The following is an 11,925-nucleotide window of genomic DNA, read 5'->3' as shown; positions in this document are numbered from 1 at the left end:
GATTGTCGTTCCGGCGTTTTGAAAGTTGCAATACGCAAAATTTTCCGCCCTAGTATCGAACTGACCCGACATCAGACCCGGAGCACCCGTGGCCGACGCAACGCCCGTCATCGAAATTCGCGACCTGCACAAAAGCTATGGTGAGCTGGAGGTGCTCAAGGGCGTCGACATCACCGCCCACAAGGGTGATGTCGTCTCGCTGATCGGATCCTCCGGATCGGGCAAATCGACGCTGCTGCGCTGCGCCAACCTGCTCGAGGACAGCCAGCAGGGCGAAATCCTGTTCAAGGGCGAGCCGGTGACCTGGAAGGGGCATGGGCTGCACCGTCGCCCGGCCGATCCGCGCCAGGTGCTGCGGATCCGCACCAACCTGTCCATGGTGTTCCAGCAATTCAACCTCTGGGCCCATATGACCATCCTGCAAAACGTGATGGAGGCGCCGCTGACCGTGCTGGGGCGTGACCGCGCCGATGTGGAAGCGGCGGCGCGCAGGTATCTCGACAAGGTCGGCATCGGCGACAAGTGCGATGCCTACCCGGCGCAGCTCTCCGGTGGCCAGCAGCAGCGCGCGGCGATCGCCCGCGCCCTTTGCATGGAGCCCGAGGCGCTGTTGTTCGACGAGCCGACCAGCGCGCTGGACCCGGAACTGGAACAGGAAGTTGTGCGCGTGATCAAGGACCTGGCCACCGAGGGGCGCACCATGCTCATCGTCACCCATGACATGAACATGGCCCATGACGTGTCCGATCACGTGGTGTTCCTGCATCTGGGCCGAATCGAGGAACAGGGCCCGCCTGAAACGCTGTTCGGCGCGCCCAAATCAGAACGTCTGCGGGGGTTCCTGTCCTCGACAACCCACGCGGCCTAACCTCAAATGACCAAGATCAAAAAAGGGAGTATCCAAATGAAAAAACTGGTTCTTGCCACCGCCGCCCTGGCGCTTTGCGCCGGGATGGCCTCTGCCGAAACCATCCGCCTGGGCACCGAAGGCGCCTATGAGCCGTGGAACTATATCAATGACAAGGGCGAGGTCGACGGATTCGAGCGCGAGCTGGGCGATGAGCTGTGCAAACGCGCCGAACTGACCTGTGAATGGGTCACCAACGACTGGGATTCGATCATCCCCAACCTCGTCTCGGGCAACTATGACGCGATCATCGCCGGCATGAGCATCACCGCCGAGCGCCAGGAAGTGATCGACTTTACCACCAACTACACGCCGCCGGACCCCTCGGCCTATCTGGCGATGTCGCCCGATCTGGACGTCGAAAGCGCGGTGATCGCGGCCCAGACCAGCACCATCCAGGCCTCCTTCGTGGCCGAAAAAGGCTGGACGCTGGTCGAGTTCGCAACGCCCGAGGAAACCATCGCCGCGGTCCGCAACGGCGAGGCTGACGCGGTGCTGGCCGACAAGTCCTATCTCGCGCCGGTCGCCGACGCAGAGGCGGAGCTCGTCCTGCTCGAGCGTGAAGAAGCGATCGGCGGTGGCGTCGGCATGGGCTTTCGCAAATCCGACACCGCTTTGAAGGACAAGTTCGACGCGGCCATCCAGTCGATGAAGGACGACGGAACCCTCAACGCGATGATCTCGAAATGGGAAGTGGCCAGCACGTTCTGATCGCCTTCCGACCCTGTTTAACGCCCACCCCCGGACCGTATCGGGGGTGGGCCCCCTGATCGCGCAGCATGTTCAATTTTTGCACTGATCCCGACACACTTCCAAAGCTGCAATGGTTTGCCTGTTACCTCACGACAGGCAAGCATATGGGATTCTATTTCTCTTTCGTGACCGTTCTGCTGCTGCTGGCGATCACCGCGCCGGCTGCGCTGCTGTTCGGGTTCAGCGGGGCAAGTGCGGCGCGCGCGCGATTCCTGCCGCTGCGCTGGGTCGGCAAGGCCTATATCGCGATCGTGCGCGGCGTCCCGGATATCGCGTTCTTTCTGTTCTTCGTGATCGCCCTCGACCAGGCCTTTGAATGGATGCGGCACAAGGTGAAATGCCCCGATTGGGATCAGCCGATCCGCCAGGGCAATGATTTCGTGGTCTGCGCCCAGGCCAAGCTGCCGCTGGGCACCGCACCGCAATGGGTGCATGAAACCTATGGGTTTTTCCTTGCGGTGCTGACCTTTGCCATCGTGTTCGGGGCCTTTGCCGCCAATGTGATCTATGGCGCGATGCGCGCCGTCCCAAGGGCCCAGATCGAAACCGCCGAGGCCTATGGCATGAGCCACCGCCAGACCTTCTGGCGCATCCTGGTGCCGCAGATGTGGGTCTATGCGCTGCCGGGGCTGTCGAACCTGTGGATGGTGCTGATCAAGGCGACCCCGCTGCTGTTCCTGCTGGGGGTCGAGGATATCGTCTACTGGGCGCGCAAGCTGGGCGGCACCGCCAACCCGCGCTTTACCGATTACCCCCATGCCGACTGGCGGATGTGGTATTTCCTCGCGCTGCTGGTGTTTTACCTGCTGTTCACCAAGGCCTCTGAACTGGTGCTGGACCGAATCATGCGCCGGCTTTCGCGCGGGCAGGCCACCGCCGCCGGCGAGGCCCAGCGCCGCGCCGCAGGAGGGCCGCCATGAGTTGCTGGCAAACCGTTCAGGATTACGCCCTGCGCTCGCTCGGGATCGGCGAGCGGCTGTTGCCGCGCGACGATTTCACCCTGTGCGAGCAATTCACGCTGATCGGCTCGGGCATGATCTGGAACGTCTATTTCGGGCTGATCGCCCTGCTGGCCGGCTTTTTCATGGCCACCGCGCTGGCCATGGGCAAGGCGTCGCACAACCTGTTGCTGCGCAAGACATCGGAATGGTTCATCTTCCTGTTCCGGGGCTCGCCGCTGTTCATCCAGTTCTTCTTTGCCTACTTCCTGTTTCTCAGCCTCAAGGGCGTGAGTTCCATCTTTGATCCCTTCACCTCGGCGGGGCTCGGGGCGGTGGTGGTGCTGTTCCTCAACACCGCCGCCTACTCGGGCGAGATTTTTTACGGTGCGCTGCTGTCGATCCCGCGCGGCGACCTCGAGGCGGCCGATGCCTATGGTTTCTCGGGCTGGAAGAAGTTTCGCAAGATCACCTGGCCCACCATGCTGCGGCTGGCCTGGCCGGCCTATACCAACGAGGCGATCTTCCTGTTCCACGCGACCACGCTGGTCTTTTTCTCGGGCTTTCCGGCCTGGCGGCAAAAAGGCGACGCGCTGTATTACGCCAGCTACTTTGCCGACAAGACTTTCAACCCATTCATCCCCTACCCGATCCTGGCGATGTATTTCATCCTGGTCACGCTGACGATCGTGGGCAGCTTCGGGTTGGTCAACCGACGGCTCAACCGGCACCTGCCGGCGGACCGGCGCGCCCGGCTGCGGCTGCGGCCAAACCTGCTGCGGTAACCGAACCACCCCGCGACACGCACAGAAAACCACCAATGCACCGGCGGGCGGCGGGTTCCGTCATGGAGGCCGCAACTCTTCCCTTGCGTGATGGCCTGTGCCGGGCTACCAATAATTTGATCAAATTATCGGCGCGGTTTGGCGCCCCGCTCCGGGGCGATGTCCCGCGCCCGCGAGCAGGTGACAGAATGCAGAACTTTCTTCGCAAGCACCCGCAGATCCACTCGATCCGCGTGGCCGCCGCCGACCTCAACGGCCAACCGCGCGGCAAGCGGATCCCGGCCCGCTTCGCCGACAAGGTGGTCAGCGACGGCACGCGGTTTCCGCTTTCCGTGATGAACCTCGACATCTGGGGCGAGGATATCGACGACAGTCCGCTGGTATTCGAAAGCGGCGACCGCGACGGCGTGCTGCGCCCGACCGAGCGCGGTTTCGTCCCGATGCCCTGGCTCAGTTCGCCCAGCGCGCTCTTGCCGATCTGGATGTACCGCGACGACGGTCGCCCGTTCGAGGGCGATCCGCGCCACGCGCTGGCCGCCGTGCTCAACCGTTACAAGGCGCGCGGACTGAAGCCGGTGGTCGCCGTCGAGCTGGAGTTCTTCCTGATCGACGACAGCGGCAAGAGCCTCCAGGTGCCGGTCTCACCCCGCTCGGGCAAGCGGCGCAAGGCGGCCGAGATCATGTCGATCCGGGCGCTGGATGCCTTCGACACCTTCTTCGGCGATCTCTACGATGCCTGCGAAGAGATGGACATCCCGGCCGATACCGCCATCTCCGAGGCTGGGCTGGGCCAGTTCGAGATCAACCTGATGCACCAGTCCGACGCGCTGCGCGCCGCCGACGATGCCTGGCTGTTCAAGATGCTGCTCAAGGGGATGGCCCGGCGGCACGGCTTTGCCGCCTCCTTCATGGCCAAACCCTATGAGGATTACTCCGGCTCGGGACTGCACATGCATTTCTCGATCCTCGACGACGAGGGCAACAACGTCTTTGACGACGGCGGCCCGCAGGGCACCGACACCCTGCGCCATGCCGTTGCCGGCTGTCTCGACGCGATGCATGATTCCGCGCTGGTCTTTGCCCCGCACGGCAACAGCTATGACCGGCTGGTGCCCGGCAACCACGCCCCCACCAGCATCTGCTGGGCCTATGAGAACCGCACCGCCGCCCTGCGCATCCCCTCGGGCAACCCCGCCGCGCGGCGGATCGAGCACCGAGTCGCGGGCGGTGACGTGAACCCCTACCTGATGGTCGCCGCCGTGCTGGGCGCGGCGCTGAACGGGATCGAGGACGGCGCCGAGCCGCCTGCTCCGATCACCGGCAGCGCCTATGAGCTCGACCTGCCGCAGATGCCGATCGACTGGGGCAAGGCCATCGACATCTTTGCCGACAGCAAGATCATGCCGCGCATCTTCGATCCCGGCCTGATCCGCAACTTCGTCCTGACCAAGCGGCAGGAACTGCATTACATGGCCGAGCTTTCGCCGGCAGAACAGGTGGATATCTATCTCGACACGGTCTGATCCGCACGGCCTTGTGCGGCCCCGGACCTGCGCCTAGGTTCGACCCATTCCACAATCGGTGACTCATGAAAATCGGCATCCTGCAAACCGGCCACGCCCCCGACGACCTGATCGGATCGACGGGGGATTACGACCAGATGTTCCGCACCCTGCTGGGCGGACACGGCTTTACCTTTGAAACATACCCGGTGCTGGAGGGCGTCCTGCCCGACAGCCCCGAGGCGGCGGACGGCTGGCTGATCACCGGCTCGCGCCATGGCGCCTATGAGGCTCACCCCTGGATCCCGCCGCTGGAACAGTTCATCCGTGACATCCGCGACAGCGGCCGGCCGTTGATCGGCGTCTGTTTCGGCCACCAGATCATCGCGCAGGCGCTTGGCGGCAAGGTCGAGAAATACGATGGCGGCTGGTCCGTCGGGCGCACCGAGTACGACCTGGGCGGCGAGACGGTCGCGCTGAACGCCTGGCACCAGGACCAGGTGACCGAACGCCCCGAAGGGGCCCGCGTCCTGGCCAGCAGCCCGTTTTGCGAGAACGCCATCCTGGCCTATGGCGATAGCATCTGGACGGTGCAGCCACACCCCGAGTTCACCCCCGAGTTCATCGAGGGCCTGATCCGCACCCGAGGCAAGGGGGTGGTGCCCGACGCGCTACTCTCCGACGCCGAGAAACAGCTCGACGCGCCGCTGGACGTGGCCCGCATTGCCGGGTTCATGGCCGATTTCTTTAAGAAAGAGAGGTCGAAATGACCGACTGGCTGAAAACCCTGCCCGAGGCCGCGCAGGCCTATCTCGAAGGCCGCCGCCTCGACGAGGTGGAGTGCATCATTTCCGACCTCCCCGGCATCGCCCGGGGCAAGGCGGTGCCGGCCAGCAAGTTCGCGCGGCAGGATTATTTCCACCTGCCCGACAGCATCTTTTACCAGACCATCACCGGCGACTGGGGCGAGGCCGCCGGCGAAGAGGGATTCATCGAACGCGACATGATCCTCAAGCCGGACATGTCCACCGCCACCGCCGCCCCCTGGACCGGCGACTGGACGCTGCAGGTGATCCACGACGCTCACGACCGCGAGGGAGAGCCGATCCCGTTCAGCCCGCGCAACGTGCTGAAACGGGTGGTGGAGCTTTACCACGCCAAGGGATGGGAGCCGGTTGTCGCCCCCGAGATGGAGTTCTACCTGGTCGCCCGCAACGTCGACCCGGCGAAAGAGATCGAACCGATGATGGGCCGCTCCGGCCGCCCCGCCGCCGCGCGGCAGGCCTATTCGATGACCGCCGTGGACGAATTCGGCCCGGTGATCGACGACATCTATGATTTCGCCGAGGCACAGGGCTTCGAGATCGACGGCATCACGCAAGAGGGCGGCGCCGGTCAGCTGGAAATCAACCTGCGCCACGGCGACCCGGTTAAGCTGGCCGACGAAGTGTTTTATTTCAAGCGGTTGATCCGCGAGGCAGCACTGCGCCACGACTGTTTCGCCACCTTCATGGCCAAGCCTATCGCCGAAGAGCCGGGCAGCGCCATGCATGTGCACCACTCGATCATCGACATCGAAAGCGGCAACAACCTGTTTTCCGGCCCGCAGGGCGGGGAAACCGATGCCTTTTACCATTTCATCGGCGGCTTGCAGAAACACCTGCCCTCGGCGATCGCGGTGCTGGCGCCTTACGTCAACTCCTATCGCCGCTACGTGCGCGACCACGCCGCGCCGATCAACCTGAGCTGGGGCCGCGACAACCGCACCACCGGCATTCGCGTGCCGCTCTCGGGGCCCGAGGCGCGGCGGGTGGAAAACCGGCTGGCCGGGATGGACTGCAACCCCTACCTGGGCATCGCCGCCAGCCTGGCCTGCGGCTATCTCGGCCTGGTGCAGGAAGAGCGCCCGGACCGGCAGCAACGCGGCGATGCCTATGACGGTGAACCGGACATTCCGCAGGTGATGGGCCAGGCGCTGGACCTGTTCGACGAGTCCCCCGATCTGCACGCGGTGCTGGGCGAGGAGTTCTGCCGCGTCTACGGCATCGTCAAGCGCTCGGAATACGAGGAGTTCCTGCAGGTGATCTCGCCCTGGGAGCGCGAGCATCTGCTGCTGAACGTGTAACCCCGTTCGGGGAATTTCGGGCGCGAATTGTACAAGGGGCGAGACCGGCGATGAACCTGCTCTATTCCAACGACCAGCGCGGCGCGTATCCCGCCAGCTGGTACGCGGCCACGGCGCATGAGCTGCCCCCCTTCCCGGCGTTGGAGGGCGAGGCGCGCGCCGATGTCTGTGTCGTCGGCGCCGGCTATACCGGGCTGTCGGCGGCGCTACACCTGGCCGAGGCCGGGCTGTCGGTGGTGCTGCTGGAGGCGCAGCGGGTCGGCTTTGGCGCCTCGGGGCGCAACGGCGGCCAGTTGGGCAGCGGTCAGCGGGTGGAACAGGACGGTCTGGAATCGCTGGTCGGCCCGGACGAGGCGAAAACATACTGGACCCTGGCCGAAGACGCCAAGGACCTGGTCAAGGGGCTGGTGGCGAAACACGGCATCGACTGCGATCTGAAACCCGGCGTGGCCTGGGCCGGATCGTCCAAGGGCGACGTGAGGCACCTGCACGACTATGCCGCGTTGCTGCAAACCCGTTATGGATATGATCAAATCGAGGCGCTGGACGCAGAGGCGTTTCACGCGCTCTGCCCCTCGCCCGATTACCGGGGCGGCGTGGTGGACTGGGGCGCCGGGCACCTGCATCCGCTGAACTTCGCCCTCGGGCTGGCGCGGGCGGCGCGGGATGCGGGCGTGCGCATCTTTGAGAACACCGAGGTCTTGCAAATCGACGAGGGGCACCCGGCCCGCCTGACCTGCCCGGCGGGCAGCGTCACCGCCGATCACGTGGTGCTGGCCTGCAACGGCTATCTCGGCGGGCTGAACGGCAAGGTCGCCGCGCGAGTGATGCCGATCAACAATTTCATCGCCGCGACCGAGCCGCTGGGCGACGAGGCCGCGAAGGTTCTGACCAAGGATATCGCGGTGGCCGACAGCCGGTTCGTGGTCAACTATTTCCGTCTCAGCGCCGACAAGCGGCTGCTGTTCGGGGGCGGTGAAAGCTATGGCTATCGCTTCCCCGCCGATATTGCCGCCACGGTGCGCAAGCCGATGTGCGAGATTTACCCGCACCTGCGCGACGTCAGGATCGACTATGCTTGGGGCGGCACGCTGGCGATCACCATGAAGCGGCTGCCCTATCTCGCGCGGGTGGCGCCGAACATCCTGTCAGCCTCGGGCTATTCCGGGCACGGGGTCGGCACCGCCACCCATGCGGGGCAGTTGATGGCGCTGGCGATCCGGGGCGAGGCGGAAGGGTTCGACACCATGTCGCGCCTGCCCAACACGCCCTTTCCCGGCGGGCCGGCCCTGCGCAACCCGCTGCTGGTGCTGGCGATGACCTGGTTTTCGCTGCGCGACCGGCTGGGGATCTGATCCACCGCCTGTTTCCGATCTGCAACGCACGCTGCGTCACCGGCCGGATTTCGCCGGACGTTTTGGCGTGCGCGCTTGGCTTCTCATTGCCACTGTTTTATATTTTTGAAAGGCTCTATTAAGGAAACAGAAATATGACAGCCATCCCGAACGTCCACGACGCCGAGCCCATCCCCCCCGCCGCGCGCGATGCCATTGATGCGCTGCTGCAATCGGGGGACCTGTTCCGCTATACCGCGCCGCAGGATGCGCCGGTCGCATTGCTGGAGCGGGAGTTCGCGGAGATGATCGGCAGCAAGTACGCGCTGGCGGTGTCGTCCTGTTCGGCGGCGCTGTTCCTGTCGCTCAAGGCGCTGGCCCTGCCGCGTGACGCGCGGGTGCTGATCCCCGGCTTTACCTTTGCCGCCGTGCCCTCTTCGGTGGTGCATGCGGATTGCCAGCCGGTGCTCTGCGAGGTGGGCGAGAATTACCGGGTGAACCTGGCCGATTTCGAGGCCAAGCTCGACCAGGACATCGCGGCCGTGATCATCAGCCACATGCGCGGCCATACCTCGGACATGGATGCGATCATGGCGCTGTGCGACGCGCGCGGCATTCCGGTGATCGAGGACGCGGCGCATTCGCTGGGCACCACATGGGACGGCCGCAACATCGGCACCATCGGCAAGATCGGCTGTTTCTCGTTCCAGTCCTACAAGATGATCAACGCCGGCGAGGGTGGCATCATGATCACCGACGACGCCGACCTGGTGGCCCGCGCGGTGATCATGTCGGGCGCCTATGAGCACAACTGGAAAAAGCACAAGGGTCCGCACGGCGACAATACCGACGCGCTGGAGGCCGCCTTTGCCAAGTGGCAGAACCAGTTGCCGCTGTATAACCTGCGGATGAGCAACCTCAGCGCGGCGGTGATCCGGCCGCAACTGCCCGAATTGCTGCGCCGTGTGCGTGACGGTCGCGCCAATCACGACCACGTTGCGGCCAAGCTGAACGGCTCGCCTTTCCTGTCGGTGCCCGATCCACTGGGCCCCGAGGTGCGCGCTCCGGATTCGATCCAGTTCAACCTGGTTGGCCTGGATGAGGGCCAGACCCGCGCCTTTGCCGAGGCCGCCGGTGCCAACGGGGTCAAGGTGCAGGTGTTCGGGTTGAGCGCCGACAATGCGCGCGCCTTCTGGAACTGGCAGTTCATCAAGGATCTGCCGGAATTGCCACAGACCCGCGCCATGCTGATGCAGGCCTGCGACGTGCGGCTGCCGGTCTACCTGAAGCCCGAGCAACTGGATGCCATCGCGGATGTGCTGATCAGCGCCGCCGCCGAGGCCGCTGGCCCGACCCGCGCCTACGGCACCTGACAAAACGGGCGCGGGAGCCCCCTGCCCCCGCGCCCGGTACCATCCGTCCTGTCACACCACCAGTCTTGTCATGCCAAGCGGCGCGTCTATTTCAGCTTGGACAGCTTGTCCTGAAGATCGGCGAGCTGCTTCTTGATCGCGTCGAGATCCTCGCCGCTGGCGCCACCGCTCTCGCCGCCGCCTTCGGCCTCCGGGCCGGACCAGCTGCCGCCAAGCCCCCCGGTCATCGCCTTGAGAAAGGCCTCTTGCTGCGCCTGCATCGCCTCGAACCCGGGGATCTTGGAGATCGGGTTCATCACGGTCATGTTCTCCATCATCTTCGACTGGCTCTCGCGCAGCATCTCGAAGGAGGATTGCAGGAACTGTGGCATCATGCCGCCGCCCGGCAGCATGTAACTGCGCACCAGGTCGTTCAGAACGTTGACCGGCAACACGTTTTCGCCGCGGCTCTCATGTTCGGCAATGATCTGCAACAGGTATTGCCGGGTCAGGTCATCACCGGTCTTCAGATCGACGATCTGCACCTCGCGGCCCGCGCGGATGAACCCCGCGATATCTTCCAGCGTCACGTAATCGCTTGTCTCGGTGTTGTAGAGCCGGCGGCTGGCATAACGCTTGATCAGCAGTGGTTTCTGGTCTGCGGCCACGTCTCGCCCTCCAAACACGTTGCGTTGCAGCAAACACTAAGCCAGCGCAAAACAAAAAGAAAGAGCGGCTGTTGGGCCGGGTGCAGCGGATCAGAACGTGAGTTTGGCCCCCAGGACGACCGTGTGCGAGGTGACGCCTGCATCGGACACCACCTTGGGCAGGATCAGCGGAACGAAGCCGTCGTTGAACAGGTATTCCGCCCCCAGCTTGAGGTGCTTGGCCACATCGACCTCGACACCCAGGGTGACCTGATCCATCTTTTCCCAAGGGGTGCCCTTGGCCCCCTGGATGCCGCGACTGGCGGCCAGCGAATAGGTGCAGGGGCGACCGAAAAGGGTCGAGCGATAGCGGCCTTGCAGCGTCATCGCGGTGACCTTGTGGCCGGTGGCGGGCCAGATATGCTCGGTTTGGGTGAATTCCCCCATCAGGTCGAAATTGTCACCGCTCAGCGTGACGTTCACGTCATAGGCGCCGTTCCAGCGCCGATTTATCCCCGTGCTCGGCGGGTGATAGGCGATCACGCTGTCATAGATCGTGCCACGCAGGTAACCGGCCCCGATCCTCAGGCTCAGATCGCCGCCCAGGTCGACCCGGTGGGCGATGTTCAGGGCGTAATTGTCGTAGGTTCCGTTGTTGTCCGGGCTGCTGACCACGCGAAAGCCACGGTGCTCGGGGATCAGCGAGACGGCGATTTCGGTGCGGTCGGTGACATAGCCCAGTTCGATCAGCGGATCCTCGACCTGCGCCCAGAAATAATGGGCGCTGTGGGTGTGGGTAAAGGGCGCATAGCTGGCGAAGTTGCCAAAGTTTACCGACTTGCGCCCGACCGCGAGGTAGAACGGCGAGCGGTCCAGATCGCCGATCGCGACCCAGATCTTGCGCAACTGGACATCGTCCTGCCCCGGGTAGGGCACCTCGGTGTATTCGCCCTGCGCAAATGCGGTGACCAGCGGCAGGGTCAAGGTGGCGGTGAGTGAAACCTCGTTGACCACCCGGTAGGTATCGGAGAGGCCCGAGGCATGGCTCGGCGGCAGACGGGACAGGATCGGGAACTTGCCCGCCGTGTTCGTCTCTTCATGGATGATCGTGCCAAAGGCCCGCCCACCGAGGTACAGGCGGTTCTGCTCCAGCGCGCCCGCCTGGCGCGCCCGGAGCGCGGCAGAAAGCTTGTTGGTGACAGTGTCCTGCCGGTCGAGCATCGTCTCGGAAAATGACAGGCTGGTGCCGAACCAGCCGCTGTCCAGCCCGTCGGCCTGCTGCGCACCTGCGCCACCGGACCCCACCCCGGGCGCAAGAAACAGACACAGGACCGCGCAAAATCGCGCTGTAAACCCGCACATCGATCAACCTCCTCCCGAAGGGAAAAATCGCTTGCATCAATCAGGCATCCCGCCGTGGCGGGCAGAGAAAAAATTAATTCAATTTTAACTATACTCACAAAAGCGTGATCACGCAACTATGGCCCGAGTTCCACCGATCCGGTTGCGGTGAGAGGGGGGCGGCACCGGGCACGAAAAAGGGCAGGCCCTGCTGGGCCTGCCCTGTCATGGTTGCCACCCG

The 11,925-nt window shown here is 64.3% G+C and carries 11 protein-coding genes; 9 read left to right on the top strand and 2 right to left on the bottom strand.

The window, feature by feature from the left end:
• Window positions 1-88 precede the first annotated feature (88 nt).
• The 9 genes from ABWV23_RS07605 (at window position 89) to ABWV23_RS07565 (ending at window position 9,717) form a co-directional block, all read left to right on the top strand.
• Complete coding sequence (locus ABWV23_RS07605) at window positions 89-868, top strand: ABC transporter ATP-binding protein (protein WP_353346600.1); 780 nt, start codon at window positions 89-91, stop codon at window positions 866-868.
• Between the two features lie 36 nt (window positions 869-904).
• Complete coding sequence (locus ABWV23_RS07600) at window positions 905-1,618, top strand: transporter substrate-binding domain-containing protein (protein ID WP_353346598.1); 714 nt, start codon at window positions 905-907, stop codon at window positions 1,616-1,618.
• Window positions 1,619-1,686: 68 nt separating this feature from the next.
• Window positions 1,687-2,580 (top strand): ABC transporter permease, encoded by an 894-nt coding sequence (locus ABWV23_RS07595; protein WP_353346596.1) that lies wholly within the window; start codon window positions 1,687-1,689, stop codon window positions 2,578-2,580.
• A complete protein-coding gene (locus ABWV23_RS07590; RefSeq protein ID WP_353346594.1) occupies window positions 2,577-3,383 on the top strand; it encodes an ABC transporter permease in 807 nt (268 codons plus the stop codon). The genes ABWV23_RS07595 and ABWV23_RS07590 overlap by 4 nt, the downstream gene beginning before the upstream one ends.
• 188 nt (window positions 3,384-3,571) lie before the next feature.
• Complete coding sequence (locus tag ABWV23_RS07585; protein ID WP_353346592.1) at window positions 3,572-4,906, top strand: glutamine synthetase family protein; 1,335 nt, start codon at window positions 3,572-3,574, stop codon at window positions 4,904-4,906.
• Window positions 4,907-4,971: 65 nt separating this feature from the next.
• Entirely contained in the window at window positions 4,972-5,655 is a 684-nt protein-coding gene (locus ABWV23_RS07580) for a type 1 glutamine amidotransferase (RefSeq protein WP_353346590.1), read from the top strand.
• A complete protein-coding gene (locus tag ABWV23_RS07575; RefSeq protein WP_353346588.1) occupies window positions 5,652-7,010 on the top strand; it encodes a glutamine synthetase family protein in 1,359 nt (452 codons plus the stop codon). Before ABWV23_RS07580 ends, ABWV23_RS07575 begins: the two co-directional genes overlap by 4 nt.
• A 50-nt stretch (window positions 7,011-7,060) precedes the next feature.
• Window positions 7,061-8,365 carry an NAD(P)/FAD-dependent oxidoreductase gene (locus ABWV23_RS07570; protein ID WP_353346586.1) on the top strand — a complete coding sequence of 435 codons (1,305 nt, stop codon included), beginning with the start codon at window positions 7,061-7,063 and terminating at the stop codon, window positions 8,363-8,365.
• Between the two features lie 134 nt (window positions 8,366-8,499).
• A complete protein-coding gene (locus ABWV23_RS07565) occupies window positions 8,500-9,717 on the top strand; it encodes a DegT/DnrJ/EryC1/StrS family aminotransferase (protein ID WP_353346584.1) in 1,218 nt (405 codons plus the stop codon).
• Window positions 9,718-9,803: 86 nt separating this feature from the next.
• Here the strand turns inward: ABWV23_RS07565 and phaR are convergent, their stop codons facing one another.
• Both phaR and ABWV23_RS07555 read right to left on the bottom strand, forming a co-directional pair.
• Window positions 9,804-10,364 (bottom strand): polyhydroxyalkanoate synthesis repressor PhaR, encoded by a 561-nt coding sequence (gene phaR, locus ABWV23_RS07560; RefSeq protein WP_353346582.1) that lies wholly within the window; start codon window positions 10,362-10,364, stop codon window positions 9,804-9,806.
• Window positions 10,365-10,454: 90 nt separating this feature from the next.
• On the bottom strand, window positions 10,455-11,705 hold the full coding sequence (locus ABWV23_RS07555) for a hypothetical protein (protein WP_353346580.1): 1,251 nt from the start codon (window positions 11,703-11,705) through the stop codon (window positions 10,455-10,457).
• Between the last annotated feature and the right edge of the window lie 220 nt (window positions 11,706-11,925).

This window comes from Aquicoccus sp. SU-CL01552 (assembly GCF_040365005.1).
In the GTDB taxonomy this organism is placed as follows: domain Bacteria; phylum Pseudomonadota; class Alphaproteobacteria; order Rhodobacterales; family Rhodobacteraceae; genus Antarcticimicrobium.
Note: the sequence above shows the minus strand (reverse complement) of the source record. Positions and strands in the feature narration are given on the sequence as shown.

Bases quoted from the DNA above. Each gene is read 5' to 3' on its own strand.
- ABWV23_RS07595 (WP_353346596.1), top strand. From the start codon at position 1,687: ATGTTCAATTTTTGCACTGATCCCGACACACTTCCAAAGCTGCAATGG.
- ABWV23_RS07600 (WP_353346598.1), top strand. From the start codon at position 905: ATGAAAAAACTGGTTCTTGCCACCGCCGCCCTGGCGCTTTGCGCCGGG.
- ABWV23_RS07590 (WP_353346594.1), top strand. From the start codon at position 2,577: ATGAGTTGCTGGCAAACCGTTCAGGATTACGCCCTGCGCTCGCTCGGG.
- ABWV23_RS07555 (WP_353346580.1), bottom strand. From the start codon at position 11,705: ATGTGCGGGTTTACAGCGCGATTTTGCGCGGTCCTGTGTCTGTTTCTT.
- ABWV23_RS07580 (WP_353346590.1), top strand. From the start codon at position 4,972: ATGAAAATCGGCATCCTGCAAACCGGCCACGCCCCCGACGACCTGATC.
- ABWV23_RS07565 (WP_353346584.1), top strand. From the start codon at position 8,500: ATGACAGCCATCCCGAACGTCCACGACGCCGAGCCCATCCCCCCCGCC.
- ABWV23_RS07570 (WP_353346586.1), top strand. From the start codon at position 7,061: ATGAACCTGCTCTATTCCAACGACCAGCGCGGCGCGTATCCCGCCAGC.
- ABWV23_RS07575 (WP_353346588.1), top strand. From the start codon at position 5,652: ATGACCGACTGGCTGAAAACCCTGCCCGAGGCCGCGCAGGCCTATCTC.
- ABWV23_RS07585 (WP_353346592.1), top strand. From the start codon at position 3,572: ATGCAGAACTTTCTTCGCAAGCACCCGCAGATCCACTCGATCCGCGTG.